Raw genomic sequence first — 26,696 nt, 5'->3', positions numbered from 1 at the left:
TGCGGAGCTGAGGAAACGCGAAGCGTTTTCCAGCGCAGCACGCAAGGAGCGAAGCGACGCAGCGAAGGCGGGCGGCGCCAGCCGCACGCGGACATCCCGCTGGGGGCACCACAGAATCTGAGAAGCCCGTTACCAATTCAGTAGCGGGCTTTTTGTTACCGATATGCCGGGATTCGAACCCGACAGGGTGCGGAGCTGAGGAAACGCGAAGCGTTTTCCAGCGCAGCACGCAAGGAGCGAAGCGACGCAGCGAAGGCGGGCGGCGCCAGCCGCACGCGGACATCCCGCTGGGGGCACCATTTGAAACGAGAAGCCCGTTACCCTCGCGGTGGCGGGCTTTTTTCTACCCCAACGCCGGGATTCGAACCCGGCAGGGTGCGGACCCCGGCAAATCGGCGGCAAAACGGACTCCAAAGCGTCCTTCGCAATCAAAAAGCCGGGGCCCGCGCGATGCGGACCCCGGCTTAATACCGTGACGATATGTTGGCTATGCCCTACACGTAGAACAGGATGTCATCGTAGGTCGGGACCGGCCAGTAGTCGGCGGCCACGATCTCCTCCATGGCATCCACGGAGGCACGCAGCGTATCCATAGCGGGAACGACCTCGTGTGCATACACATTGGCCTGCTCCTGGCCATCGAGAGCCTCGGCCTTCTGATGCACGGCGTCGAGCGCCTTGATGGAGTCGTTGATGGCGGTGATACCGTTGCAGAGCTTGTTGAGCGTGTTCTGCTCGCACTGCATGGCGGCCTCAGCACCGGCGGCACGAATTGTCTCAAGGCCCTTAGCGACCTTGGTGGCATAGGCGGTAATGACCGGACGATAGGTACGACGTGCCTCGCGAATCATCGTGGTAGCCTCGATGTTCATGAGCTTGTTGTACTTCTCGAGCTTGCAGTCGTAGCGGCACTGTGCCTCGGCCTTGGTCAGAACGCCCGTCTCCTCAAAGAGCGCGATAGCCTTATCGGAAACAAAGGCGGGAAGAGCGTCGGCCGTGGTCTTGTTGTTGGCAAGGCCGCGTTTCTCGGCCTCGATGGGCCACTCGTCGGAGTAACCGTCGCCGGAGAACAGGATGCGCTGGTGATCGGTCAGCACCTTCTTACAGTACTCGAGCGCGGCGTCCTGGAACTTATCCTCGGGCGTACCCTCGAGTGCATCGGCGAAGGACTTGAGCGACTTGGCCACGGCGGCATCGAGCACCAGGTTGGAGTCGGAGACGTTCTGCTCGGAGCCGCAGGCACGGAACTCGAACTTGTTGCCGGTGAAGGCGAACGGAGAGGTGCGGTTGCGGTCGGTGTTGTCCTGCATCAGCTTGGGCAGGGTATCGGCGCCCAGGTCGAGCACGCCGCGCGTGGCATGGACGGAAGCCTTGCCATCGATGATCTTCTCGACGACCTCGGTAAGCTGGTCGCCCAGGAAGATGGACATAATCGCCGGAGGAGCCTCGTTGGCGCCCAGACGATGGTCGTTGCCGGCCGAGGCAACGGAGGCACGCAGGAGCTCCTGATAGTTATCGACGGCCTCGATCACCGCGGTGAGGAAGACGATGAACTGCAGGTTGTCGAGCGGGGTGTCGCCCGGATCGAGCAGATTCTCGGACTCGGTGCCAAGCGACCAGTTATTGTGCTTGCCCGAACCGTTGATGCCCTCGAAGGGCTTCTCGTGCAGCAGGCAGACCAAATCGTGGCGGGAGGCGATGAGCTTCATCTTCTCCATCATGACCAGATTCTGGTCGATAGCCTCGTTGACCTCGCCATAGACGGGGGCGAGCTCATGCTGGCAGGGAGCGACCTCGTTGTGTTTGGTCTTGGCGGGAATGCCAAGCGCCCACAGCTCATCGTCCAGGTCCTTCATATAGGCCGAGACGGTGGGGCGGATAGCGCCAAAGTAGTGCTCCTCGAGCTCCTGGCCCTTACAGGGAGCAGCACCAAAGAGGGTGCGGCCGGTGATGACCAGGTCCCTGCGCTTGCGGTAAGCGTCCTTCTTGATCAGGAAGTACTCCTGCTCATCGCCCACGGAAGGAACGACCTTCTTGGGGGTCTTACCAAACAGCGCCAAAACGCGCTTGGCCTCACGCGAGAGCGCGGTCATGGAGCGCAGCAGCGGGGTCTTCTTGTCCAGGGCCTCGCCCGTGTAGGAGCAGAAAGCCGTGGGGATGCACAGGACATCGTCCTTGATAAAGGCGGGGCTGGTGGGATCCCAAGCGGTATAGCCGCGGGCCTCGAAGGTGGCACGCAGGCCGCCGTTGGGGAAGCTGGAGGCGTCCGGCTCGCCCTGGATGAGGTTCTTTCCCGTAAACTTGGTAATAGCGGTGCCGTCGTGATTGGGTTCGAGGAAGCTGTCGTGCTTCTCGGAAGTAATGCCCGAAAGCGGCTGGAACCAGTGCGCGTAGTGCGTCGCGCCCTTGGAGATGGCCCAAACCTTCATGGCATGGGCAACGGCGTTGGCCACATCCAGATCGAGCGGCTCACCGTCCTCGAGGGTTGCAGCAAGGCGTTTCCAAATGTCCTTGGGGAGGTAGTCCTTCATGACTTCCTCAGAGAACACCATGGTCCCGAAGCGGTCAGTAAGTTCGGCCATACGGAACTCCCTTCGTATCGGCACCGCGTGAGAAGCGGTGTTGATTACTAACGAACGAGTCATAGCTTAGACTCGCCGTGTTTCCGCGACATTACCGTTATGTTGCCGTCGCGAAACTAATCAATGAGGTTACCGCATCGCGGCAATGTTGCCACCCTCAACAGTCAATCAACTGTATAAATTGCAGACCTCTCCACATGGTTTACGGGTAGTCTTTTTGGGACGGGGCTTTTTTAGCTGCCCTATTTAAATATGGTCTCAAGCTTTGGAGGCGCCGGATTGGGTAGCTAAAAAAGCCCCGTCCCAAAAAGACTACCCTGCGTACCTGGTTGATGGGGTAAAAAAGCTCCAAATTAGCTACGCTGTTATAGGGAATGCCGATAGCGAAGCATCTTCGATTGATATTTCCAAATAGCGAGTAAAACTCCACCGTAGCGCAGCGGTGCTGTAGAATCCTTACAACACATCACGCTAATGTATCTAAAGGAGCACGACATGCGCGTCGACGAGGTTTTTAAGCAGGCAGCATCCCAGGGCACCACGCCCGTTTCGTTTGAGATGTTCCCGCCCAAGGGCGAGCTTACCCTCGACACGGCTCGCGAGGTGGCTGGCAATCTGTGCAAGCTTTCGCCGAGCTTTGTCTCGGTCACCTGCTCGGCCGGCGGCTCGGGCAACGGCGCCACCACCGCCCCCATCGCGCATATGATTACGAGCGAATTCGATACGCCTTCGGTGGCGCACCTCACCTGCGTTGGTCGCACGCATGCCGATATCGCTGCCAAGATCGACGAATACCGCTCCGCCGGCGTAGAAAATGTGCTGGCCCTGCGTGGCGATCTTCCCGCCGGCGCGAGCGAGGATGACAAGCCCGCCTCGGACTACGCCTACGCCCGCGACCTCATCCCCGAGCTTGTCGACGCCGGCTTTTGCGTGGGCGCCGCAGCCTACCCCGAAGGCCACATTGCCTGTGAGAATCTCAACCTCTCGGTCGAATACCTCAAGCAAAAACAAGACGCCGGCGCGAGCTTCTTTGTGACGCAGCTCTTTTTTGATAACGAGTGCTTCTACCGTTTTCGCGAGCTTGCCGACAAGGCCGGTATCACTGTGCCCATTACCGCGGGCATCATGCCGTTTATGGGCAAATCGCAGATCAGCCGCATGGTCTTTATGTGCGGCGCGTCGCTGCCCTCCCCCGTCATCAAGATTCTCGCCAAATACGAGAACGACCCCGAGAGCCTGCAGGCAGCCGGTGTAGATTATGCAGCCCGTCAGCTTTGCGACCTTAAGGAACACGGCGCCGACGGCCTGCACCTGTACACTATGAATCGTCCTGCGATCGCCGCAACCATTATGGAGCGCCTGGGGTAATGGAAAAACCGCACATCGATACAGCTTTTGGTGAAGTGCCGGCCGACCTTGCGTCGCCGGCGCTCTACCGTATCGATGATGCCCACCATCCCCGCGTCGATCGTGCCGAGATGCTGCGGTATCTGGGTTACGGCGGCCAGCAGATTGAGCCCGAGCTGTCGCAGCGTATTGAGCTTGTCGTTGAACGTTTGGAGCTGGACATTGAGCCCCGTGGCGTGCGCCGCGTATTTGCCGTCGATGCCATGGGCGTGGACGAGCAGGGAGAGCCCAGCATCCGTCTGGTTGGAACCAACGTTGAGCTGCGCGGTCGCGATATCTATCGACATCTCAAAGACGCCCGCTTTGCCGCGCTCATGGCATGCACCCTCGGCATGGACGCCGAGCGTCGTCTGCGCACCACGGGAGCCCAGCAGCCCCTAGAGGGAGCCGTGCTCGATGCCGCGTGCTCCGCCTATGTGGAAGCTGCCGTCGAGCAGATGGACCAGCAGGTCAAGGCTGCGGCCGCCGCACACGGACTCGCCGGTAACTGGCGCTTCAGTCCCGGCTACGGCGACTGCCCGCTTACGGCTCAGCGTTCAATCGTGGCTGCACTCAACGCCACGCGGCTCATCGGGCTTACCGTCACACCTACCAGCCTGCTCATGCCCACCAAGAGCGTGACCGCGGTGATCGGTCTGTTTGACGGCGAGGTCCACGACGCCCAGAGTCGCCCCACCTGCAATATCTGCCGCATGCGCGAGCACTGCCGCTTCCGCGCCGCCCACACCACCTGCTATTCCAGCCATTAGGAGCCCCCGATGTTTACTCCGCTTATCACTCATGATCTGGACGGCGCCGCGCTGGCGGCGCCCGTTGATGCTGCCCGCCGCAAGGGCGCCACGTACAAGACGCGCACGATCGACGACCTTTGCATTAAGGACGATCGCCTGCGCGCCGCCATCGAGGGCACGGGGCACCTGCTGTTCGACGGCGGCATGGGCACCATGCTGCAGGCGGCCGGCATGAAGGCCGGCGCCCTGCCCGAGCTGCTCAACTTTGAGGAGCCCCAGGTCATTACCGATATTCAGCGTCAGTATGTCGAGGCCGGCTGCGATGTGATCACCGCCAACACCTTTGGCGCCAACGCCCACAAGCTCGACGGTGCCGCCACCGTGGCAGATGTCTTTGCCGCCGCCGTCGCCTGCGCCCGCGCGGCCGGTGCCCGCTACGTCGCCGGCGACATCGGCCCCATCGGTGCGCTGCTTCGCCCCTTGGGTACCCTCAGCTTCGACGAGGCCTATGACCTCTTTGCCGAGGAAGTGCGCGCTGGCGTCGACGCGGGTGTGGACCTCTTTATTATCGAGACCATGACCGACCTTGCCGAGATCAAGGCGGCGGTCCTTGCCTGCCGCGAGAACTCCGAGCTGCCCGTCTTTGCCACCATGACCTTTGAGGAGGACGGCCGTACCTTCCTGGGCACGAGTCCCGAGGTTGCCGCTATCACGCTCGACGCCATCGGCGCCGACGTCCTGGGCATCAACTGCAGCCAGGGACCGGCCGAGCTCCGAGGGCTCGCCGCACGCATGCTCACCGTTACCGACAAGCCCGTTATGGTGCAGGCCAACGCGGGACTGCCCTACGTGGACGACGACGGTAACACCGTCTTTGACATCCAGGCCCCCGAATACGCCAAGGCCGTCGCCGGCATGATCGCCGACGGCGTGAGCGTCGTGGGCGGTTGCTGCGGCACCACGCCGGCGCACATGGCAGCGCTGCGCACGCTTATCGACAACCACACGCCCAGTCCGCGCCGCCGCAAGCCCAGCATGTCGGTCACAAGCGCCCAGACCGTGGTGGACCTTCCCTGTGACGGCCACAAGATCGCCGTCATCGGCGAGCGCATCAATCCCACCGGCAAAAAGCGCCTGCAGCAGGCCCTGCGCGACGGCGACCTGGACTACGTCGTAAGCCAGGGCATCAGCCAGCAGGAGCAAGGCGCCGACATCCTGGACGTCAACGTGGGCCTGCCCGAGATCGACGAGGTCAAGATCATCCAACAGGCCACCGAGCAGCTCCAGGGTTCCACGCTGCTGCCGTTGCAAATCGACTCCACCGACCCCGCAGCCGTCGAGGCCGCCGTGCGCCGCTACGCCGGCAAGCCCATCATCAACTCGGTCAATGGCAAACAGCAGATCATGGATGAGATCTTTCCGCTGGTCGCCCATTACGGCACCAACGTCGTCGGCCTCACGCTCGACGAAGGCGGCATTCCCGATACCGCCGAGGCTCGCTTCGCCATCGCCGAGCGCATCGTGGCCGAGGCCGCCCGCTACGGCATCGGACCGGACCGCATCCTCATCGACTGTCTGGTCATGACCGCCTCGACCAATCAACGCCAAGCCGAACAGATTCTGCGCGCCATGTCCCTGTGTAAGGAGCGTCTGGGCGTCAAATGCGCGCTCGGCGTGTCGAACATCAGCTTTGGTCTGCCCGCCCGCCCGCTGCTGGGCTCGGTCTTTTTGGCCGCCGCCTTCGGCGCGGGCCTGGACGCCCCCATCATGAACCCGGGCTCCAAGCGCTTTATGGATACCGTCTACAGCTATCGCGTCTTGAGCGTTGAGGACGAGGGCTCGACCGGATACATCGAGCGCTACGCCGGCTGGACCGATCCGTACAAGATCGCCGCGAACCCGGCGGCGGCTCAGACAGTATCGGCCGACACTGTGCCCGCCGCTGGCACCGACGGCACCGACGGCAACGACGACCCGATTCGTCGCATGGTCGTCTCGGGCCGCAAAGGCGAGATTGCGGCCGAGACCGAGCGTCTGCTGGCAGACCACGACGCCATGGACCTCATCAACAACCACTTTATCCCCGCCCTCGACGAGGTTGGCGTCCTCTTTGACCAGGGAAAGTTCTTCTTGCCGCAGCTCATGGCCTCGGCCGAGGCCGCGCGCGTAGGTTTTGACACCATCAAGCGCCGGATGCCCGCCGGCGAGATTGCCGACAAGGGCAAAATCTGCGTGGCCACCGTCAAAGGCGACATCCACGACATCGGTAAGAACATCGTCAAGATGCTGCTCGATAACTACGGCTATACCGTCTTTGACCTAGGCCGCGACGTCGACCCGCAGGAGGTGCTCAAGACCGTACGGGAGCGCGACATCAAGCTCGTCGGCCTCTCGGCGCTTATGACCACCACGGTCGTCGCTATGGAGGAGACCATCAAACTGCTTCATGCCGAGGTGCCGGACGTCAAGATCATCGTAGGCGGCGCCGTACTCACCCCCGAATACGCCAAGCAGATCGGCGCGGACTACTACGCCAAGGACGCCGCCGAAAGCGCTCGTATCGCCGAAGAGGTCTTTGGGCAGTAACACAACGGAAACAACCGAGCACCAAAACGTGCCGCATGCGCCACTTGGCACGTGCGGCACGTTAGAATAGACAAGACTATGCTCGTTTTGGCAGATAGGAGTGCAAGGATGGCGATCACGCCCGCAGAAATCGCGGAAACCCGCGGCATGGTTGAGGAGCAGAACCTCGACATCAGGACCATCACCATGGGTGTTTCGCTCATGGGTTGCGGCGACGAGAACCTCGACCGCATGTGCACGAAGATCTACGACCACGTGACGCACACGGCTGAGCATCTGGTCGAGACCGCCGAGAACCTCGAGCGCGAGTACGGTATCCCCATTGTCAACAAGCGCGTTTCCGTCACCCCGGTGGCGCAGATCGCCGCGTGCTGCAAGGATGAGGACCTCACCCCCATCGCGCATGCCCTCGACCGCGCGGCCGAGACGCTCGGCATCGATTACCTGGGCGGCTTCTCCGCACTCGTCCAGAAGGGTATCGGCGACGCCGACCGCCGCGTCATTCAGTCCATCCCCCAGGCGCTCGCTACCACCAGCCGCGTCTGCTCCAGCGTCAACGTCGCCAGCCTGCGCGCCGGCATCAACATGGACGCCGTGCTCATGGCGGCTCAGACCATCATCGATGCCGCCAAGCTTACGGCAGATGAGGATTCCGTCGGTGCTTCCAAGTTTGTCTGCTTTGCCAACATGGTCGAGGACTCCCCGTTTATGGCGGGCGCCGTTCACGGCGGTGGCGAGGCCGACGCCGTCATCAACGTAGGCGTCTCGGGCCCCGGCGTTATGGCCGCAGCCCTGGAGAAGCTGCCCGATTCCGCATCGATGATGGAAGTCGCCGAAAAGATTAAGCAGACCGCCTTTAAGATCACCCGTGCCGGCGAGCTCATGAGTCGCGAGGCCGCCCGTCGCCTAGGTGTCGAGAAGGGCATTGTCGACCTGTCGCTGGCGCCTACGCCTGCCGTCGGCGACTCCGTCGCGCGCATCCTCGAGATCATCGGCGTGGGCACCTGCGGTGGCCCCGGCACGACCTGCGCGCTCGCCATGCTCAACGATGCCGTCAAGAAAGGCGGCGTCATGGCCAGCTCCAGCGTGGGCGGCCTCTCGGGCGCCTTTATCCCCGTGTCCGAGGACGCCGGCATGATCGCCGCCGTCGAGGCCGGCGCGCTTTCGCTCGAGAAGCTCGAGGCCATGACCTGCGTGTGCTCCGTTGGCCTGGACATGATCGCCATTCCCGGCGACACCCCGGTCGAGACTATCGCCGGCATTATCGCCGACGAGATGGCCATCGGCGTCATCAACAATAAGACCACGGCCGTGCGCGTGATCCCCGCCATCGGCAAGGGCGTGGGCGACTGCGTCGAGTATGGCGGCCTGTTTGGCCGTGCGCCCATCATGCCGGTGAACCCCAACGCCGGCACCGTGCTTGCCCACCGCGGTGGACGCTTCCCGGCGCCGCTGAACTCGCTCAAGAACTAGCTGAGGGGGACTGGCGAGGAGCCCCGGGGAGGGCAAATATATAAGGTCGCCTGCTCGGACAGTCCTGACTCGCACGGAGAGCACATTAAGTGCTCTCCGGCTCGTGCGGAACTCGCGATCGACCTTATCTATTTGCCCTCACCGGGGCTCCCGCACAACGGGACCTCGGTTGGGTTCTATCCCGGTTGCAGTTGCTTCGCTCCTGCACCACTTGGCTGGTGCGGCGGTTTGGCGTTGGAACGGTTCTTTTTCTGATATATGCTTGTTGCGGCTCTTCTTTTGGGAGGGGCCGCTTTTTTGTTGTAAGGGGGATGGCCCGTGGCTGATGGTGTAATTCAATCTGAGCTTCTTTCTGCGGATTGGAATGGCGAATGGATGCGCTTGCAGGCTGGTCGGCGGCGGGCTGATGATTCTTTTGAATGGGATAAGCGGGCTCGGCATTTTCGGCCGCTTGAGACTGCTCCGTATGCCCGGGACTTTATGAAGCTGTTGGCGTTAAAGCCTGGTGAATCGTTGCTCGATATGGGGTGTGGGGCTGGGTCGATTGCTATTCCGCTTGCTCAGGCTGGACATCCCGTGATTGCCGCTGATTTTTCCCCTGCTATGTTGGGCACGCTTGATGCTGGCATTGAGTACTATGGGCTCGAGGATTGCATTACACCGCTTGAGCTTGCTTGGGATGATGACTGGGATTTGGTTGGACCGGTCGCGAAAGCGGTAGATGTTGCCTTTGCGAGTCGCTCGGTTACTACGAACGACCTAAAAGGCGCGCTTGCCAAGCTCGACCGTACGGCTCGGCGGCGTTGTGCTGTCACGATGGTCGCCAACTCCAGCCCGCGCTATGACCTGCACGTGATGAATGCCATCGGCGCCTCGGTTACCCGTAGCAATGGTTTTGTGTACGCCTTTAACATCCTTATTCAGATGGGTGCACTACCGCAGGTCACGTATTTTGAATCGCCCCGTCGTGACACCTTCGATAGCCTCGAGGCCGGCGTGGCGGACCTCTCCCGTATGCTCGAGCATGGCAACGAGGATAAGATCGATCGTCTGCGCGACTATATCGCCCAACATATGATCGAGAACCCCCATGCCGGCGAGCCGGGATCCAAGGGCGTGCCGCAGGGACGTTACATGCTCGACCACATCCGCAAGGTCCGATGGGCGTTCATCGCCTGGGAGCCGGTCTCTGCGCCCCGACCGTAGCCCATCTAAAGTATGCATCGTCTACCCGCCCGCCATCCGCATTCTTTGCGAACTGGCAAACGCGCTCCACACCGCGCCGTTCCTGCGCTATCGTGGGACAGCTCACGTAGATTAAGGCCCCATCGCGGGGCGCCCCATACATAGAAAGCGAGATCCCATGGCACTGACAGGAGCCCAGGTCAAGCAGCTTCGCAGCATGGCCCATCACCTCAACCCCGCCATCATCATCGGTAAGTCCGATGTCAACGAGGGTACCGTCGAGCAGACGGCCGCCTACCTGGAAAAGCACGAGCTCGTTAAGTGCTCCGTGCTGGACGGCTCTAGCCTTTCTGCCCGCGAGGCCGCCGAGGAACTCGCCGAGCGCTGCCACGCCGACGTCGTTCAGGTTATCGGCCGCAAGTTCTCGCTGTATCGAGAGTCCTCGCGCAAGGATATCGAGAAGATCAAGCTCGTCTAAGGGCCGATCGGTTCACACAGAGCAAGCCTGCGGGCGTCCGAATGATGCGGGCGCCCGTTTTTTATCGCTCAATGAACGGTCGGTTGACCCTGCTTTCGACCAAACGCTCGTAGAGACGCTTGGTCTCGGGCTCGGGAACGCCTGCGACCTGTTCCTTAAGATGATGGATATGCCCGCTATAGAGCTCGACGATATCGCGGCGTCTCCCCGCCGCTCCGTACACGCGCATGGCGCATCGCACCATGTCCTCGCGTGCGGTCTCCTGACGTAGCCCCGCTTCTACCAGCCAGATTGCCGACTGCAGGTCGTTTTCTTCCAAGGCAGCGCTTGCTCCCACTATCATGCAGTCGATAAACTTCGACTGCATGATGCGGCGCATGCGCAAAAAGTACGTCGGATTGCAACCGTTGGGGATATACAGCGGTCCGGTATAGAGCTGTTCGATCTTAAGACACAGCTCGACCAGGTGAGGCCCACGCACTCTTGTGCGATTACCCAAAATCTCGCGGCTTATCTGCTCAAATAGCTTCACATCGGTCTTAACGTAATCCCTGTTGAGGCCAAGACAGTCGTTTTGGATCAGGACGCACGACTTGCCATCTGGCGTGGGTCCCAAAGCGGATCGTAAGCGTGACACAGTCGAATACAAGTTGTTACGGGCGCTACTGTACTCGGCATGTGGCCACAGTTCCATAGCCAAGGTCTCGCGATCGACAAACGAATCGATACCCAACGCAAGCCGCTCGGCAAGCGTTGCCGCTTTCTTACGACGCCACATCTTGTCTGTGATGGGAAATCCGTCGCGCTCGGCACGAAACGCGCCAAACATGCGAATCTCGATATGATCGATAGCGTCGACGGGTTCGACCTCGCCGACCTGGAACAGCCGCTCGCTCTCTCCCTCCAAATCGTCGCGCAGCGAATATCGCGATAGCTCACGCACCGGGAGCTTCTTTCGAATCTTGGCAGCAGGCTCGCCCAGGCAATGCATCGCAAGGCGTGCAAACAGCCGATACGCTGGCTCCAGAATCCCAGAACGATTCATAGACATCCAGGCGGCAAGATCGCTGTCACGGCCCGCAGACGCCAAATGCAGCGCTACGACCCAAGCCTCCGCGCCGCCGACTTGTGTCCGACTTAGGTCGAGCAGCTCTGCCTCTTCTCGTACCGACACCATCGACGTATTGCGAAGGCTTGATGCACGCTCCAACAGCAACGCGTTGTCGCGCATGTATGCGATCGACTCGTCAGCAAGCTTGAGCACCTGGACCGCGCGGAACTTCGCGTTGACCGGGCGCCCCTCGGCGAGCGCCTGCCAGCCTTCAAGTAGCAGGCCAAACAGCTGGATTTGATTGTCACGCACGCGCACGGCAAAGCGATCGAGCTCATTAAACGCCGTATCGTCAGTCATTGGCAGGCCTGCAAGCAGACGCCGTGCCGCCAGCACCATACGCACCCAGACAGCCGGTGCCTTAAGCCCACGAGCATCGAGTGCCTCCCGTGTTCGAGACATCTCGTCGTCACGCTCATCGATTCCCATAAAGGACCCATCAAAGAGCTCCACCAACATCCGATCTGCCCGTATGAGAATCTCTGCAATATCGAGTTCGCAATCATATACCTTGTTCGCCTTGAGTCCCGAAAGTGCTGCGCCGTCTTTCGCCTGTTCGGTCAGCCGGCTCTTAACCTCGATATGCGCCGACAGCATATCGAGCGCAGCACAAGATGCCTCATTTTTTGGAAGAGCAGGATTGGCTGGAAGCCCAAGCTCGCAATCTCCATAACAGACGACCGTAAGCACCTGGGCGACTTTCCAAGAAACCAAATCAATCTCGCGGACCGACTGTGCGCTCGCATGTTCGACAATCGAGGCCATATACCGGGCCAGTTTAGTATTCGAAACGCTTACCGCCGCCAAATAGACACCAAGTGCCTCGGTGGGCGTCGGCTCCAACGCGGGCTTGTCGGCATCCGTCGTCCTCAGTACCGCGCGACAGACATCCCCTCCATGCCCAGTCAGAGCCAAATCGACACCATACTGTCCAGCAAGCTCAAGGACGGCGTCGCGATCCAAAAAGGCATCTGCCAAATCCATCGCAGCATCGCATCGGCCCGCCTTGAGCAGAATGCGTGCCGCGCGCATAACGAGCTCTGGACGAATTTCCGCAACCATTTTTCGTAATCTCAGGCGCGCGTTATCCTCGGTGCCCATACACGTAAAGCTTCGGTCGACCGGATCGACACCAAAAATCGGATAATCACGAACAAGATAGGACTGATCGATCATGGAGAGCCTGACACCACATGCCTCAAGTTCCGCAATCTTGCCCTCGCCCATCAGGGCCATCACGCACGCCACGTTAAATAGGGCGCCGTTATCGATTGATGCCATATCGGCAAGTGCCGCACCGTATACGTTGACAATCTCGTTTTCGAGCAAGCTGGCAACGTCGCCCTCTCCGTACAGCCCCGTCTGCATAGCCGAAACCAACTCGGGAACACCCTGTGTGAGCTGGTAAAAATCGAGCGACGTGCTAATCGAGAACGCCGATGCCCAAGCCGAATACTCATAGGCATGCACCTTGAGCATCTGCGCATTGATCTTGACCGAGTCACCCAGCCCGCGAATCAACTGGCGATTTGAGGGGCGGCAGGTGACAAAGACCCCGATCCCCATAGTGCGCAGGCCTCGAATTCGATCGATAAGCTCCTCGGTATCTTGCTGATCGAGGTTGGGGACGTTATCAATCGCAATCAACGATCGCGGTTTGTCCTCAAGTTCATCTGTAACCACTTCGAGCTGCATAAACACCTCGCGGGCAATCGCGCGGTCAGCCTCGATGATTCGTACCAGACCGCGCGTCGGGTCGCTTTTGACTTCCTGAGTGTACTGAAGCAATATCGATGTTTTCCCAAACCCATCTGGTGCATAGAGCAACACAATGCCCGCCTTGCGGCCCTTGACAATCAACTCGCTCATCAGGCGATCACGTCGGACCATATAACCTGTGCCCAATGGCGCCAATTCGAGATCGTCCGTATCGTTCAGCCCGTTCATCATGCTCGCTCCTTACCTCGGCCACATGGACACCGTAATCGCAAGACAGCCCAAGCCATCCCGTAAATCGAACGACGCAGAGTTTTAGGTTGTCTTTCGGTTCGCATTTGGCAAGTTTTTGTTCAGCGAGCGCCGATTGAAACTTTTCCCCCAACCAACCGGTCTTTGCGCAGGTCAATGCGCTTGCCAGCATGTCCCACTCATTTGGCAGTGTAACGCAATGGGGCTTGTAATATTTTGTTGCGCAACTCGCCTACGCACTGCTACCGTTTGCGACTCATTAGTAGCATATTTGAATAGAATATGCTAGAGAATGCATCACACTATACGAGGCACCACCGTCAAGCTTTTGGCAAGCTAATGTTATGCACACCATAAAGCCCGCGCTCATTCTGATTCCGCTGGCAGATATTGCGGACGGACGCAGCATAGGGGCCCATGAGTCTATAAGCTAGCCGCCATCCCGCATATGCATAATAAAAAAGGCCCCCGCAGAACGGGAGCCTGTAACAAAGTAATAACAAATCGCTCGGATTGTACTACTCGCAGAGCGAAAGGGCAGCCTCGTCGGCAACGACGACGCAGTTGGTGTGCAGCTGCAGGATCGAAGCCGGGCACTCGGGCGTAACCGGGCCATAGCACATATCGTGAACAGCCTGAGCCTTGGCCTCGCCGTTGGCGACGACCAGGATCATGCGGGCATACATGATGGTCTGGGTACCCATGGTGTAAGCCTGGCGGGGAACGTCGTCGATGCTATCGAACAGGCGGCTGTTGGCCTGAATGGTGCTCTCGGTGAGGTCGACGCAGTGCGTACCCTTGGAGAAGTGGTCATCGGGCTCGTTGAAGCCAATATGACCGTTATTACCAATGCCGAGCAGCTGCAGATCCGGGTAACCGGCGGCAGCGACGATCTTATCGTACTCGGAGCAGGCAGCGGCGGCATCGGGGTTGGAGCCATCGGGCACGTGCGTGTTATTCAGATCGACGTTGATGTGATCGAAGAAGTTCTCGCGCATGAAGTAGTGATAGCTCTGGGGATCATCGTGCGAAAGGCCGCGATACTCGTCCAGGTTATAGGTGCTGACCTCGGAGAAGTCAATATCGCCCTTCTTGTACCAATCGGCGAGCTGCTTGTAGGCGCCAATCGGAGTGGAGCCGGTGGCAAGACCGAGCACACAATCGGGCTTAAGGATAACCTGCGCCGAGATGATATTGGCGGCCTTGCGGCTCATATCCTCGTAGTCTTTAGCTTTAATGATCTTCATTACGCATCCTTTCTCGTAGAAGAGAGGCAAGGCTCCCCTTACAAGCACTTGCCCGCGGCCTGCGTCGGCCGCAACCAACGTGTGCGGCCACCAGGGCGAGGTCGCGTAATGTATGTATCTCGTGTCTAGCCGCGTCGAGGCCCCTGCCCGTCCACGGTGACCCGAAGCCTTTTAGCCTCGGACATTTTTCATCTTGCCACGAAGGGCGCCCTCTTTCAAGGGCGCCCTCCGTAAACGTGTTTGAATTGTAGGCCAAAGGGCAAGCGAACGAGTTAGCGCTCGCGAGCGACGATGAGCTGATCCATCTCCTCGACATGCTCGCCGACGGAGCCCTTGATGCTCGAGAACTCAACAGAGTTGCACACCAAAATGGGAACCGTCACATCGTAGCCCTCGGCCTCGATTGCCTCGCGTTCAAACTCGATAAGCACATCGCCCTTATGGACGATATCGCCCACCTGTGCATGCACGGTAAAGTGTTTGCCCTCGAGCTGAACGGTATCGAGTCCAACGTGGATTAAAACATCCAAGCCATCGACCGTGTTGAGCGCAACGGCGTGTCCCGTTGGAAAAATCGCCTCGATCTTGGCATCCGCAGGTGCAATCACGCGCGTGCCCGTAGGCCGAATGGCAACGCCTTGGCCCAAAAGGCCAGTGGCAAACGTCTGGTCGTTAACCTCGGAAAGCGGAATGACATCGCCCGAGATGGGAGCATCCAGCGTAAGGACTCGACCACGCATACCAAAAGACCTTAGGACTTTAGTGAACATGCTCCCCCTTGGACATACCAATAATCAAAACCAGTTTTAGTAGTTTACCACTTGGCATTGGTTTTTGACCATTAGGGAAGTTCGCGCTTGACAACCTCGACGATGTCGTCAACGACGCGCTGAGTCAGCTCGTGCGTCTCGGCCTCGGCCATCACGCGAACCAGCGGCTCGGTACCGCTCGGGCGCACCAGAATGCGGCCGCGACCGTTAAGCTCCTTCTCGGCGGCAGCGACAGCGTCCCAAATGGGCTGGCAATCGTCCAGACCGGCCTTGTTGTCGGAATGCACGTTGACGAGCACCTGCGGGTACTTCTTCATGATGCCGGCAAGGTCGGTGAGGGTGCGGCCAGTGCGCTTGAGCACGGCCAGCAGCTGCAGCGCCGTCACCAGGCCATCGCCGGTGGTGTTGTGCTCCAGGAAGATGATGTGGCCGGACTGCTCTCCGCCGATAACGGCGCCGTCCGCGAGCATGCGCTCCAGCACGTAGCGGTCGCCCACGGCGGTCTGCACCATCTCAAAGCCCTGTTCCTTCATAGCGATGGAAAAGCCCAAGTTGCACATAACGGTCGAGACGATCTCGGAGTTGGCGAGCTTGCCGCGAGCGGCGAGGTCAGAGCCGCAGATGGCCAGGATGTAATCACCATCGATCTCGTTGCCCTCGCTGTCCACGAACAGCACGCGATCGGCGTCACCGTCGTGGGCCAGGCCGATGTCGGCGTGGGTGCGCAGCACGAGCTCGCGCAGGGGCTCAAGATGAGTGGAGCCGCACTCGACATTGATGTCGGTGCCACAGTAGTCGGTATTGATGGCGTGTACCGTGGCGCCCAGACGCTGAAGCGCGGCAGGCGTGGTCTGGCAGGAAGCACCGTGACCGCAGTCAACGGCAACGACCAGGCCGTCGAGCTTAAGGCCGCCGAGGGTGCTGATAGCGTGGTCGACGTATGCCTTGCGAGCGTCCTTCATCTTGATGATGTGGCCCACACCGGCGCCGGTAGGCAGCGTGTCGGCAGCCATGGCCTCCTCGGACATGACCCAGGCGCTGATCTCTTCTTCAACGGCATCGGGAAGCTTCATGCCCTTGCGGCTAAAGAACTTGATGCCGTTAAACTCCGGCGGATTGTGAGAAGCGGAGATGACGATGCCGCCGTCGAGATCGTTTTGGACAGTGAGCAGCGCCACGGCCGGCGTAGGGATAACGCCGCAGCAGTGCGGGCGACCGCCCTCGGCCATAATGCCAGCGGTCAGAGCGCTCTCGAGCATGGTGCCCGAAAGACGCGTGTCGCGGCCAACGCAAATGTCCGGACCAAGGAACTTGGTCGCCGCACGGCCAAGGCGAAACGCGAGGTCGCACGAGAGATCGGCGTTGGCGACGCCACGGACGCCGTCGGTGCCAAAGATGTTCTGGGGCATAGGATCGCTCCTTCCCAAGTGGGCAAAACGCAGTCGCCCACCCTAGTCGAAAAAGAAAAGCGGGACCCGCCGAGCAATCGGCAGGCCCCGCTTGTACATTGTATCTCGTAAGGAGATAAAACCTTAGCGCTTGGAGAACTGGGGAGCGCGGCGGGCCTTCTTGAGGCCGTACTTCTTGCGCTCGACCACGCGAGCATCGCGCGTAAGGAAACCGGCCTTCTTGAGGTCAGCACGGTAGTCGCCAGCGTTCAGAAGAGCGCGAGCGATGCCCAGGCGCAGAGCGCCGGACTGACCGGAGATGCCGCCGCCATCGCACAGAGCGATAACGTCGAACTGACCGGCGGTATCGGTCACCTTGAAGGGAGCAAGGGCGTTCTCAACGAGCTGATGACGGCCGAAATACTGCTCGGCGTCACGCTTGTTGATAGTCACCTTGCCGGTGCCGGGGACGAGACGGACGCGGGCGACGGCGTTCTTACGACGGCCGGTACCCTGGTAGACAACGGTGTTCTCAGCCATCTTTAAGCCTCCAGCTCAATCTTCGTGGGGTTCTGGGCAGCATGCGGATGCTCGGCACCAGCGTAGACCTTAAGCTTGGTCATCTGGGCACGGCCGAGGGTGGTCTTGGGCAGCATGCCGCGAACGGCGCGCTCGATGACCTTCTCCGGGTGCTTCTCCATAGCCTGGTGGAAGCTCTCAGCCTTGAGGCCGCCGTTGTAGCCGCTGTGGCGATAATAGGTCTTCGTGTCGGCCTTGTTACCGGTAAGCTGGACCTTATCGGCGTTGATGACGACAACGAAGTCGCCGCAGTCGCTGTTGGGCGTGAACTGGGGCTTGTTCTTACCGCGCAGGATCATTGCGATCTGGGTGGCAAGACGGCCCAGGACAGCACCATCGGCGTCGACGAGAACCCAGTTGCGCTGGACCTCGCCCTGCTTGGCGTAGTGAGTCGATTTCGAAATCACTTAGACTCCTCCATGTACAGTACGTGTTGTTACAGAGATTCACGGGGCTCTGCAAGTAACCCGTCCATATTACCCCGCCCGTCGCCCGAGTCAACAGGTATTTTGGCTCTGACCAGACTTTCTGCACATGTCGTCCATCGGTAATGATGTCGCGACGCTAGCGCTCGACAAATGCCTCGATATCACTCAGCAGACGCTTTGCCTCCTGACGACCCTGAATATACAGGTCGAGAAGCTTTACCGGATCGTGCTCGACGTGACCGACCTCGACAGGCTTTTGCGGGGCAACGACCAGCGCGCGGCCCTCGCGCTCATACTTCCACAGATGCATGCGCTGGATGTTATAGCGGTCGTGGCGCGTCTCAATAGCCTCGAGCAGATAGGGGTAGTCGGCATAGCGGGCGCGTGCGGCAGGCATAAACTCGTAGGGCTTTTTCTCGTACGAGCGGTCCTGCGTGACAATGACAACCGCGCGATCGAAGCCGGCCTCCTCCAGCACGTGCTCGATGGGGACCGAATCGGCTACGCCGCCGTCGACGTATTTGTGCCCGTCGATCTCGACCGGCGGCGTCACCAGCGGCAGCGACGTCGAGGCGCGCACGGCATCGAGGTCGAGCACGGCGCTTTTGACCGGCAGGTATGCAGCGGTTCCAAAGAGCATGTCCGTCGCGACGGCGTACATCTCGATGGGGCTCGCGTCGAATGCCTCGTTATCAAAGGGATCCAAGCGGTCCTGGACATCGTTGAAGATGAAGTCGTAACCCACGATGGAGCCCGTGGACGCAAACGATGCGGCACCCATGAAGCGGTTGTCGTTGCAGAAAGTCAGGTTGATGCGGTTGGCACGGCCGATCTGGTGCGACTTGTAGTTCACGCCGTTGAGGGCGCCGGCCGATACACCGTAGACAGCCGGAATCTCGACGCCAGCCTCCATGAGGACGTCGAGCACGCCCGCGGTAAATTGCCCGCGGAAGCTGCCACCCTCCAAAACGAGCGCGACCTTGCCGGCGTTCTTTGCCTTATCTTCTGCCGTCATGTTGACCTCCTACTGTTTCGTTTTGGCCTTCTTCTACCCAGTTTTGAGATGGAGAGCGTATGGGTTTTGGAGTTGAGTAGGACGGGGCGGCTGGCGGAAAGCACGTCCCGTTCTGGGGGGCGATTCCGGGATGGACTTTCCGCCAACAACCCATCCGGAAAATGCATCCCATTCTGAGCGTAGATTCTGGGATGCAACTTCCGCTTGAGGCGTCAACGTGAACAGTCAATTTGGGACGGGGCTATTTTAGCTGCCCTTTGACTGTCGACGAATTATTGGGGACCGGAACTAATATCGACTGGCTTATAGGGGTAGCTAAAATAGCCCCGTCCCAAATTGACTACTCCACCTTGTAGAGGCTTTGCGCGGAGAATCCGCGTATTTGCTTCGCAAATCCGCACCGGCTTCGGCCGCCTGCCGGCGTCCTCGCCCGCGGGCTAAAAACGCTTACGCGTTTTCTTCACGCCCGCGCCCTGCATAGAGTTCGATTCTCCGCGGTGCGGGGATGACGCTGGCGCAGGGCGTTGCCGGCTGTCATCCGATCGGCATCGCATCTATATAGGGTCGAGGCTTTGCGCGGAGAATCCGCGTATTTGCTTCGCAAATCCGCACCGGCTTCGGCCGCCTGCCGGCGTCCTCGCCCGCGGGCTAAAAACGCTTACGCGTTTTCTTTACGCCCGCGCCCTGCATAGAGTTCGATTCTCCGCGGTATCTATATGTAATAAAAAAAGCAGGTAGAAACACTTCTCTACCTGCCTGTAACTATTGGTGGAGGCGCGGAGAATCGAACTCCGGTCCACGAAAGCCCCCTGATTGGCATCTCCAAGCTCAGTCGCTGGTTTAGTCTCGGACGCTTTGCGCGCAGCGACACGCTCGCGGCATCCCAACCGGTTCGGTCTTAGCCCGCGCCATACCGATTACGTGCGCGGGAGCATTCCCCTAACATGACGTCGCGCCGGTGTCGGGGAAATCACCGGGTTGACGCGCCGCTATAAACTAAGCAGCGAGAGCCATAGGCTCAAAAGAAGAGTTGTTGTCAATTCAATTTGACGGTACCCCTGTTTAACGAGGCGAGGAGACCTCGGCTTGCTTCCTCTCTCAGAGCTATCGTGTCGAAACCAGTCGCCCCCGAATGTTGGGAAAGTCTGGATGGTATCGGGCCTGCAAACACCCGATAACCGTCGACTTTTCAAGGAACACGCGGGGTAAACCCCGCTCGTGGATAGCTATCTTACCACGTTCTAAAGGCAGACACCTGCTCTATGCACGAGCTGTGAAGACCCTAATGTGCGCCATACTTCGCATTTTTGCCACTGAACACGTCACGTATATTTTCGCCAAGCAAAATTGACCCGTCGAAAGGACCGTTATGGATACCAAGCAGCAACTCATCAATGCCCTCGCAGGCCTGGGCTCAACCATTACCGAAGCCATGGATGTCATCGAAGGCTTTGTCCCCTGTGGACATCCCGCCCTCACGGTATCGAACGCCCTTGTTGCGCTGGACGCTGACGATGATGCAGCTCTCGCCCAGCAGTTTGAGACCGTCGCGGGCTTTATCGACCACGTGAGCGAGAACCGCGGCGTGGCCGCCTACCACGGCATCGAGGTCGAGCTCGCAGGTCCCAAAGCCGATCTGCTCGCAGCAATCCGCGAGGTAGGCGCCCTTATGCAGACCGCAGGCGTCAAGAACACCCAGGTCAACGAGTGGGTCTACCGCAGTCTAGCAGCACTAAACGATTCCGACGAAAAGGCCGCCGAGAAGCTCGTCGAAGCTCCCGTCATCAAGGCAGCGCTTTTGTAGTTAAAGGATGCGTGGCCTTCTGAGCGCCGACGTTCCGAAGGCCACGCAAACAGTTCGCGCTAACCGATAGCCGCGCCACCACGTTCGGCCAAAGCTAGAATCGGCATCATTTGGCGCGGGGTCTTTGCTGCAAGATCGGCATGTTCGAGCAGCTTGCGATTGTTGGTCACCAAGTAATCGATCTGCGCGCGCTTGCACGCGGCGAGCACCAAGTTGTCCTCGTAATCGCGATGGAGCGTCAGATATTTGTCGGCTAGCCACAGTTCGGATGCATCAGCGCCCACGGCCATGGCGTTTTCGGTCATGTTCCGAACAAACGCCAACGCCGCATCGCCAATTGCACGGACAGATGCCTCGTCGAGCGCTCCCCCGCCGGCAAGAACGCTACGCTTCAGCTCGTGTTGGACAACGTGCAGCACGTCCTTGGCGATATGCACCGGAAAGAACAGCAATGCCCCCGCCTCCGTCGCCTGCCCAATAAACGCACGCGCGGCAAGCGACTCGGTATGCTCGGCGCAAAACGAATCGACCCATACGTTGGCGTCCACCCTGATCTTAAGGGGGCCTCCACTCACAGGATCATCCCCTTTTGGCGATAATGCTCATCCATGGCTTCGGGATAGACTGTGTCCCAGCTGCGGTCATCAGACGCAGATGATGTATCGATGCCCAGGTCCGCGTAAAGCTGATCCGCCGCCGCCCATGATGCGACAAACGGCGAGGTGGCACCAGCACTAGGCAGTTGGTCTTCAACGGCCGACAACACCTCTTCGCACGAACCGCCACCCTGCGCAACCTTGGCCACCACCTTTTTGATGAGCTCGGGCAGTGACCCGCCCGAAAGCCGCAGCGCCTCCTCGGCACGGTTCTTGACCTGGCGATCCACGCAAACGTTCACCTGCGCCATGCCGCTAGCAGCACCCACGGCGCTCTCGCTCCCTTCAATTGCTATCCTCGATAGCAACACTATATAGAGACGCTATCAATTGGGGTCAGATGCACAAGGCCTGCGCCCGGACGACACCGATGCCGTCTGGGCGCAGGCCAGATAACGTGGGCAAACACGTCTGCTAACGCAGGTAAGCCTTCGCGTTGCTCAGGCTGTAGGCGATCGTCGAGCCGTTGTGCAGCAGCGACGATGCCTGCGAGGCAATCGCGCCGGTACTGCCCAGTGCCAAGAGCGCCGAGTTGGTAAGCATCACCTTAGAGTAGGAGCTCGTCAGACGATCAACGAGGCCCTGGCTCATACGGCGCAGGCGCACGATCGCTGCAAGATCCGTATCGGTCAAAGTGCTCGGAACCGATGATGGCGCGACGCCCTTCGATTAACGAAGTGATGCCGTGCGCCACGATGTACTCGACGGCAGCATGCCGCACGCAATGCCCTGCACGCAGGCATTCTTTACCGGAGCGCTGGCGAGCAGCTTGATGCCAGCCGTACCAAGCAGAAAACCGCCACCGACAAGCAGGGTGTTAAACGTCGGCTTCTTCATGTTGCTTCTCCCTTTTGCCGCATTGGACACGGCACGGTGCCTCAGCACCCGAGTGAATAAGTTTACTAAAGCACACTTTTGGAAAATAATTTAATTTATCTAACTATTAAGGTCAAAAATGGTTAACTTTCTGGAAATCTTAGGGTGCAGACCGGCCGACTTTCGACAATCGGTCTGCCGCAACGTACATCTCCGGCATCCAAGAAAGACTCTCCCCCGTCCCAGCAAATCGAGGTCTAATACTTTTCCCGAGAAGTGAACGAGCAAAATCGGACCCCTGAAGCATCCGCATTTTTTAGTAACAAAACCGCAGGGAAAACTCGGCAAAACCGCAGGAAACAGCGTCCAAATAGTGTCGATGCTTCAGAGGTCCAAATAAGGTCGTTCACTTCTCGGGAAAAGTATTAAGCTTCGCTTTCCACAGCCCAAAAATGTGACCAAGGGACCGTCCCTGCGCCACATCCACAAAAAAATGAGGGTGCCAACGGCACCCTCATTCACCAAATTCCATTCAGCCCGACTGACCAGAACGGCTGAGTCGCCACGGAACCGAGGGGCCGGGCGCAGGGCCTTGCCTCTCAATGAGTTCCGCACGAACAGGAGGCGCCAGTGGCGCCTCCGTCGTGAGTCAGGACTGTCCGAAATTGAGAGGCAAGGCCCTGCGCCCGGCCCCTCGGTTCCCGTTTACGAGAGCGACGTTCTCAGCAACTCGTTGAAGAGCTTCGGGTTGCCCTTGCCGCGGCTCGCCTTCATGCACTGGCCCACCAAAAAGCCGATGACCTTCTGGTTGCCGTCACGATACTGCTGTGCCTGCTCGGCACAGTTTGCCAGTACCTCGTCCACAATCGGCTGCAGCGCGCCGGCATCGCTCACCTGACGCATACCGCGCTCGTCGACGATCTTGTTGGGGTCGTCGCCGGTCTGGGCCATGGCCTCAAAGACCTCGTGAGCCTGGTTGGAGCTGATGGCATCGGTCGCCAGCAGCTTGGCAAGCGCTGCCACCTGAGCCGGCGCGATGCCGGACTCGGCGAGCGACACGCCCGCGCCCTTAAGGTAGGCGATCATCTCGTTCACCAGCAAGTTTGCAACCGTCTGGGCCTCCTTGCCAGCCATACCGGCAGCGGAGGCCTCAAAGAACTCGGCAAACTCCGGGTCACCGGCGATTTGCTCGGCATCGGCCGCCTTAATGCCAAAATCGGCCTCAAAACGGGCGCGCTTGGCATCGGGCAGCTCGGGAATCTCACCTCGGCAGCGATCGATGAACTCGTCGTCCAGATCGAACGGCGCCAAGTCGGGGTCGGGGAACAGACGATAGTCGTCGGCCGTCTCCTTCACACGCATGACCACGGTGCGCTTGCGGCTGGGCTCCCAGTGGCGGGTCTCCTGATAGATAATGCCGCCCTCCTCGAGCACCTCGGCCTGGCGGCAAATCTCGTAGGCAAGGCCGTCGTGCAGGCTCTTAAACGAGTTGAGGTTCTTGAGCTCGGTTTTGGTGCCCAGCTTGGTCTCGCCGCGGCGGCGCAGCGACACATTGCCGTCGCAGCGCATGGAGCCCTTCTCCATGGAGCAGTCCGAAATGCCCAGCGTCACAAAAATGCGACGGAGCTTTTCCATAAACAGGCGAGCCTCCTCAGGCGTACGCAAGTCGGGCTCGGTGACGAGCTCAATCAAAGGCGTGCCGCAGCGGTTGTAGTCGACGAGCGACTCGGCAGCGGCGGTAATGCGGCCCTCGGCACCGCCCACGTGCACCATCTTGGCAGCGTCCTCCTCCATGTGGATGCGCAGGATGCGGATGGGCACCGTGTAGGAACCGTCCTCGCGACGCTCGGGCATCTGCAGGTTGGACGCGTCATAGCTGGCCAGATGGCCGGCGCGCTGGTTGCCCTCGCGCATGGTCGACGTCATGGACGTGGACAGGCCCTCGGCGTTGGCCGAGGCGCTCGCCAGGCTCTGGGCCTCGGCCTCGCCAAACGCGCAATCGGGGCGCTCTGCCGCGCCGCGACCAGTCACGTCCAGGTCCAGGTGACCGTACATGGCAAAGGCGACTGGACCCTGCGTGGTCTGGAAGTTCTTGGCCATATCGGGATAGAAGTAGTGCTTGCGGTAGAACATCGAGTGGCGCTGGATCTCGCAGTTGGTGGCGAGGCCGGCCTTAACGATGCTCTCGATGGCGCGCTTGTTGGGCACCGGCAGGGCGCCGGGCAGGCCCAAGCACACCGGACACACGTTGGCGTTGGGCTCGTCATCGTGGCTGAGCTTGCAGTTGCAGAACATCTTGGTATCGAGTGCGGTGAGCTCGGTATGAATCTCCAGGCCGATCACGGCCTCCCAATCCTGCAGGACCTCGGAAAGCTCCTTCATTACAGCTCGCCTCCCTTCCCGGCAAAATCGGGTGCGACGGAAAGCACGGGCGCACCCGTGGCGGCATCGGCAAAGCCGCGCTCCAGGGCGCGGGCAAACGTGAGCAGCTGACGGTCCTTAAACGCCGGACCCACCAGCTGGGCAGAAACGGGCAGCTGAGTATCCTCGCCCAAGCCCAGGGGCACCGAGATACCACCGTTGCCGCAAATGTTGAGCGAGATGGTGTACAGGTCGGAGAGGTACATCTGCGTGGGGTCGCTGATCTCGCCAAACTTAAAGGCCGTGCGCGGCGAGGCGGGCATGAGGATGGTGTCCACCTTGGCATACGCGGTGTCGTAGTCCTGCGTGATGAGCGTGCGGGCCTTTTGCGCAGCGTAGTAGTACTTGTCGTACACGCCCGAGCTCAGCAGGTAGGCGCCGAGCATCTGACGGCGCTTGGCCTCGGCGCCAAAGCCGTGGGCGCGCGACAGCGAGCTCTGGTCGGACAGGTTGGCGCAGCCCTCCTCCTGATAGCCGTAGCGAATACCGTCGAAGCGGGCCAGGTTGGAGAACGCCTCGGCCGGGCCGATGACGTAGTAGGCGGCGATGGCGGCATCCAGGTGCGGCAGGTCGACCTCGACCAGCTCGGCGCCCTGGTTCTGCAGCTCCTGGGCGGCGCGCTGAACAGCGGCCTTGACCTCGGGCGTCAGGCCCTCGGCCTCCATAAACGCGGGGATGATACCCACGCGCTTACCCTCGATGCTGTCGTTGAGATGCTCGGTAAAATCGACGGCGCAATCCTGGCTGGTGCAGTCGTACGGATCGTGGCCCGCGCCGGTAAGCGCGTTCATGGCCAGCGCGACATCCTCGACCGTGCGGCCGAAGGGGCCCACCTGGTCGAGCGACGAGCCAAAGGCGACCACGCCGTAACGGCTCACGGCGCCATATGTGGGCTTAAAGCCCACCACGCCGCACAGCGACGCCGGCTGGCGAATGGAGCCGCCGGTGTCCGAGCCCAGCGAGAGCGCGACCTCGCCCGCAGCGACGGCGGCAGCGGAGCCGCCCGAGGAGCCGCCGGGCACGCGCTCGGTATCCCAGGGGTTGTTGGTGCGGTGGAACGCCGAGCTCTCGGTGGAGCTGCCAAAGGCAAACTCGTCCATGTTGGCCTTGCCCATGGGCAGGCAGCCGGCATCGAGCATGCGCTGGACGCAGGTGGCGGTGTAGACGCTCTGGTAGTTCTCGAGCATGCGGGAAGCGCAGGTGGTGCGCGTGCCCACAAGGTTCATGTTGTCCTTGATGGCCAGCGGCACGCCCGCAAGCGGGGGCAGCGGCTTGCCTGCGGCACGATCGGCATCCACGCGCGCGGCGGCCTCGAGCGCAAGCTCGGGCGCCACCTGCAGGAATGCCTGGACCCCGCCCTCGCGCGCCTCGATGGCGGCAAGGGAGGCCTGGGCCACCTCGGTAGCGGTAAAGTCGCCAGCGGCAACGCCCGCGGCAATCTGGACAGCGGTAAGGGAATCGAAGCTCTGCGCCATTACTCGCTCTCCCCCTCTCCCAAAATGGACGGCACGCGGAAGTAGCGGTCGCGCGCGCTGCCGGCGTTTTCGAGCGCGACGTCGAGCGGCAGGTCGCGCTCGGGCTCGCGCAGGTCATCGCCCATCACGTTGGACAGGCTTCCGATGGGATGGAACGTGGGCTCCACGTCGGGCAAGTCATATTGCAAGACGGGCTCGAGCATCTGGACGGCATCGTTCATGTAGGACGTCATCTGGGCGAGCTCATCATCGGTCAGTGCGATCTTTGCGTACTCGGCGATACCGCGCACGTCTTTCTCGCTGAGTGCCATAGGCGCTCCCTTCCGCATAACAGTTAAACCGCTCTAGTATACAAGGCAACGCCGGCTTGGAGCAGGCGCTTTACCCAAATGCAGCGAAAACGTAACGAGGGCGGCGGTTGGCAGGCGGCAGGCTGGCGGTTCTGCAGCGAAACCGAACCGTCCATAGCAAAAACCGCCACAAAGGTGCCTGTGAACTGCCCCCTTTGTGGCGGCCAGATCCGCAGGATGGCATGACCCGGGGCGCAAACCATCACAACATTCGACGTTATTCGGC

Annotated in this window: 22 protein-coding genes and 1 other RNA gene; 7 read left to right on the top strand and 16 right to left on the bottom strand. The window is 60.3% G+C overall.

The window, feature by feature from the left end; genetic code table 11:
- Positions 1 to 494 precede the first annotated feature (494 nt).
- On the bottom strand, positions 495 to 2,582 hold the full coding sequence (locus tag ACTQ1S_RS07540; protein WP_441032435.1) for a glutamine synthetase III family protein: 2,088 nt from the start codon (positions 2,580 to 2,582) through the stop codon (positions 495 to 497).
- Between the two features lie 495 nt (positions 2,583 to 3,077).
- On the opposite strand from ACTQ1S_RS07540, the gene ACTQ1S_RS07535 reads away from it, so the two are divergent.
- The 6 genes from ACTQ1S_RS07535 to ACTQ1S_RS07510 all read left to right on the top strand — a co-directional run bounded on the left by ACTQ1S_RS07535 (position 3,078) and on the right by ACTQ1S_RS07510 (position 10,442).
- Positions 3,078 to 3,950, top strand: a complete 873-nt coding sequence (locus ACTQ1S_RS07535; protein ID WP_441057807.1) for a methylenetetrahydrofolate reductase — start codon at positions 3,078 to 3,080, stop codon at positions 3,948 to 3,950.
- Positions 3,950 to 4,738 carry a hypothetical protein gene (locus tag ACTQ1S_RS07530; RefSeq protein ID WP_441055160.1) on the top strand — a complete coding sequence of 263 codons (789 nt, stop codon included), beginning with the start codon at positions 3,950 to 3,952 and terminating at the stop codon, positions 4,736 to 4,738. Before ACTQ1S_RS07535 ends, ACTQ1S_RS07530 begins: the two co-directional genes overlap by 1 nt.
- 9 nt (positions 4,739 to 4,747) lie before the next feature.
- Positions 4,748 to 7,306, top strand: coding sequence for a homocysteine S-methyltransferase family protein (locus tag ACTQ1S_RS07525; protein ID WP_441547425.1), 2,559 nt, complete (start codon positions 4,748 to 4,750; stop codon positions 7,304 to 7,306).
- A gap of 108 nt (positions 7,307 to 7,414) precedes the next feature.
- Positions 7,415 to 8,779: a PFL family protein gene (locus ACTQ1S_RS07520; protein ID WP_427719427.1), complete on the top strand. Its 1,365-nt coding sequence runs from the start codon at positions 7,415 to 7,417 to the stop codon at positions 8,777 to 8,779.
- Between the two features lie 480 nt (positions 8,780 to 9,259).
- Complete coding sequence (locus tag ACTQ1S_RS07515; RefSeq protein WP_441547424.1) at positions 9,260 to 9,985, top strand: class I SAM-dependent methyltransferase; 726 nt, start codon at positions 9,260 to 9,262, stop codon at positions 9,983 to 9,985.
- Between the two features lie 157 nt (positions 9,986 to 10,142).
- Positions 10,143 to 10,442 (top strand): YhbY family RNA-binding protein, encoded by a 300-nt coding sequence (locus tag ACTQ1S_RS07510; RefSeq protein WP_427795027.1) that lies wholly within the window; start codon positions 10,143 to 10,145, stop codon positions 10,440 to 10,442.
- A 61-nt stretch (positions 10,443 to 10,503) separates the two neighbouring features.
- Here the strand turns inward: ACTQ1S_RS07510 and ACTQ1S_RS07505 are convergent, their stop codons facing one another.
- From ACTQ1S_RS07505 to ssrA, 8 genes are all read right to left on the bottom strand, one after another.
- Positions 10,504 to 13,422, bottom strand: a complete 2,919-nt coding sequence (locus ACTQ1S_RS07505) for an AfsR/SARP family transcriptional regulator (protein WP_441547423.1) — start codon at positions 13,420 to 13,422, stop codon at positions 10,504 to 10,506.
- Between the two features lie 617 nt (positions 13,423 to 14,039).
- On the bottom strand, positions 14,040 to 14,768 hold the full coding sequence (gene nagB, locus ACTQ1S_RS07500; protein ID WP_427747557.1) for a glucosamine-6-phosphate deaminase: 729 nt from the start codon (positions 14,766 to 14,768) through the stop codon (positions 14,040 to 14,042).
- A gap of 272 nt (positions 14,769 to 15,040) precedes the next feature.
- Complete coding sequence (locus ACTQ1S_RS07495) at positions 15,041 to 15,538, bottom strand: PTS sugar transporter subunit IIA (protein ID WP_427728682.1); 498 nt, start codon at positions 15,536 to 15,538, stop codon at positions 15,041 to 15,043.
- Positions 15,539 to 15,609: 71 nt separating this feature from the next.
- Positions 15,610 to 16,947, bottom strand: a complete 1,338-nt coding sequence (glmM, locus tag ACTQ1S_RS07490) for a phosphoglucosamine mutase (RefSeq protein WP_441042375.1) — start codon at positions 16,945 to 16,947, stop codon at positions 15,610 to 15,612.
- Between the two features lie 123 nt (positions 16,948 to 17,070).
- Positions 17,071 to 17,466 (bottom strand): 30S ribosomal protein S9, encoded by a 396-nt coding sequence (gene rpsI, locus ACTQ1S_RS07485; protein ID WP_022094634.1) that lies wholly within the window; start codon positions 17,464 to 17,466, stop codon positions 17,071 to 17,073.
- Positions 17,467 to 17,468: 2 nt separating this feature from the next.
- Positions 17,469 to 17,912: a 50S ribosomal protein L13 gene (gene rplM, locus ACTQ1S_RS07480; protein ID WP_370450665.1), complete on the bottom strand. Its 444-nt coding sequence runs from the start codon at positions 17,910 to 17,912 to the stop codon at positions 17,469 to 17,471.
- 157 nt (positions 17,913 to 18,069) lie between these two features.
- Positions 18,070 to 18,948: a patatin-like phospholipase family protein gene (locus ACTQ1S_RS07475; protein ID WP_441547422.1), complete on the bottom strand. Its 879-nt coding sequence runs from the start codon at positions 18,946 to 18,948 to the stop codon at positions 18,070 to 18,072.
- A gap of 766 nt (positions 18,949 to 19,714) precedes the next feature.
- Positions 19,715 to 20,078, bottom strand: a transfer-messenger RNA (tmRNA) gene (gene ssrA, locus ACTQ1S_RS07470).
- 239 nt (positions 20,079 to 20,317) lie between these two features.
- Between ssrA and ACTQ1S_RS07465 the strand changes: the two genes are divergently transcribed.
- Positions 20,318 to 20,752: a hypothetical protein gene (locus ACTQ1S_RS07465; protein WP_441016416.1), complete on the top strand. Its 435-nt coding sequence runs from the start codon at positions 20,318 to 20,320 to the stop codon at positions 20,750 to 20,752.
- 59 nt (positions 20,753 to 20,811) lie between these two features.
- Here the strand turns inward: ACTQ1S_RS07465 and ACTQ1S_RS07460 are convergent, their stop codons facing one another.
- The 7 genes from ACTQ1S_RS07460 to gatC form a co-directional block, all read right to left on the bottom strand.
- Positions 20,812 to 21,327, bottom strand: a complete 516-nt coding sequence (locus tag ACTQ1S_RS07460) for a type II toxin-antitoxin system VapC family toxin (protein ID WP_441547421.1) — start codon at positions 21,325 to 21,327, stop codon at positions 20,812 to 20,814.
- Complete coding sequence (locus ACTQ1S_RS07455; RefSeq protein WP_441547420.1) at positions 21,324 to 21,677, bottom strand: hypothetical protein; 354 nt, start codon at positions 21,675 to 21,677, stop codon at positions 21,324 to 21,326. Before ACTQ1S_RS07455 ends, ACTQ1S_RS07460 begins: the two co-directional genes overlap by 4 nt.
- A gap of 145 nt (positions 21,678 to 21,822) precedes the next feature.
- Positions 21,823 to 22,041, bottom strand: a complete 219-nt coding sequence (locus ACTQ1S_RS07450; protein WP_441547419.1) for a hypothetical protein — start codon at positions 22,039 to 22,041, stop codon at positions 21,823 to 21,825.
- Positions 22,042 to 22,077: 36 nt separating this feature from the next.
- A complete protein-coding gene (locus ACTQ1S_RS07445; protein WP_441016404.1) occupies positions 22,078 to 22,245 on the bottom strand; it encodes a hypothetical protein in 168 nt (55 codons plus the stop codon).
- 684 nt (positions 22,246 to 22,929) lie between these two features.
- On the bottom strand, positions 22,930 to 24,606 hold the full coding sequence (gene gatB, locus ACTQ1S_RS07440; protein WP_441042508.1) for an Asp-tRNA(Asn)/Glu-tRNA(Gln) amidotransferase subunit GatB: 1,677 nt from the start codon (positions 24,604 to 24,606) through the stop codon (positions 22,930 to 22,932).
- The gene (gene gatA, locus ACTQ1S_RS07435; protein WP_441547418.1) at positions 24,606 to 26,120 is read right to left on the bottom strand and encodes an Asp-tRNA(Asn)/Glu-tRNA(Gln) amidotransferase subunit GatA; all 1,515 of its coding nucleotides are present in this window, start codon (positions 26,118 to 26,120) and stop codon (positions 24,606 to 24,608) included. The genes gatB and gatA overlap by 1 nt, the downstream gene beginning before the upstream one ends.
- Positions 26,120 to 26,431 carry an Asp-tRNA(Asn)/Glu-tRNA(Gln) amidotransferase subunit GatC gene (gatC, locus tag ACTQ1S_RS07430; RefSeq protein WP_035136890.1) on the bottom strand — a complete coding sequence of 104 codons (312 nt, stop codon included), beginning with the start codon at positions 26,429 to 26,431 and terminating at the stop codon, positions 26,120 to 26,122. Before gatC ends, gatA begins: the two co-directional genes overlap by 1 nt.
- Between the last annotated feature and the right edge of the window lie 265 nt (positions 26,432 to 26,696).

The organism is Collinsella sp. LCP21S3_D3, from assembly GCF_052118305.1.
Classification (GTDB): Bacteria; Actinomycetota; Coriobacteriia; order Coriobacteriales; family Coriobacteriaceae; genus Collinsella.
This window is presented reverse-complemented; position numbering and strand designations above follow the sequence as displayed.

Coding starts and splice junctions, on each gene's coding strand:
- ACTQ1S_RS07525 (WP_441547425.1), top strand. CDS start 4,748: ATGTTTACTCCGCTTATCACTCATGATCTGGACGGCGCCGCGCTGGCG.
- ACTQ1S_RS07465 (WP_441016416.1), top strand. CDS start 20,318: ATGGATACCAAGCAGCAACTCATCAATGCCCTCGCAGGCCTGGGCTCA.
- ACTQ1S_RS07535 (WP_441057807.1), top strand. CDS start 3,078: ATGCGCGTCGACGAGGTTTTTAAGCAGGCAGCATCCCAGGGCACCACG.
- glmM (WP_441042375.1), bottom strand. CDS start 16,947: ATGCCCCAGAACATCTTTGGCACCGACGGCGTCCGTGGCGTCGCCAAC.
- ACTQ1S_RS07475 (WP_441547422.1), bottom strand. CDS start 18,948: ATGACGGCAGAAGATAAGGCAAAGAACGCCGGCAAGGTCGCGCTCGTT.
- ACTQ1S_RS07520 (WP_427719427.1), top strand. CDS start 7,415: ATGGCGATCACGCCCGCAGAAATCGCGGAAACCCGCGGCATGGTTGAG.
- nagB (WP_427747557.1), bottom strand. CDS start 14,768: ATGAAGATCATTAAAGCTAAAGACTACGAGGATATGAGCCGCAAGGCC.
- gatC (WP_035136890.1), bottom strand. CDS start 26,431: ATGGCACTCAGCGAGAAAGACGTGCGCGGTATCGCCGAGTACGCAAAG.
- gatA (WP_441547418.1), bottom strand. CDS start 26,120: ATGGCGCAGAGCTTCGATTCCCTTACCGCTGTCCAGATTGCCGCGGGC.
- rpsI (WP_022094634.1), bottom strand. CDS start 17,466: ATGGCTGAGAACACCGTTGTCTACCAGGGTACCGGCCGTCGTAAGAAC.
- gatB (WP_441042508.1), bottom strand. CDS start 24,606: ATGAAGGAGCTTTCCGAGGTCCTGCAGGATTGGGAGGCCGTGATCGGC.
- ACTQ1S_RS07515 (WP_441547424.1), top strand. CDS start 9,260: ATGAAGCTGTTGGCGTTAAAGCCTGGTGAATCGTTGCTCGATATGGGG.
- ACTQ1S_RS07540 (WP_441032435.1), bottom strand. CDS start 2,582: ATGGCCGAACTTACTGACCGCTTCGGGACCATGGTGTTCTCTGAGGAA.
- ACTQ1S_RS07445 (WP_441016404.1), bottom strand. CDS start 22,245: ATGAAGAAGCCGACGTTTAACACCCTGCTTGTCGGTGGCGGTTTTCTG.
- ACTQ1S_RS07495 (WP_427728682.1), bottom strand. CDS start 15,538: ATGTTCACTAAAGTCCTAAGGTCTTTTGGTATGCGTGGTCGAGTCCTT.
- ACTQ1S_RS07505 (WP_441547423.1), bottom strand. CDS start 13,422: ATGAGCGAGTTGATTGTCAAGGGCCGCAAGGCGGGCATTGTGTTGCTC.
- ACTQ1S_RS07510 (WP_427795027.1), top strand. CDS start 10,143: ATGGCACTGACAGGAGCCCAGGTCAAGCAGCTTCGCAGCATGGCCCAT.
- ACTQ1S_RS07530 (WP_441055160.1), top strand. CDS start 3,950: ATGGAAAAACCGCACATCGATACAGCTTTTGGTGAAGTGCCGGCCGAC.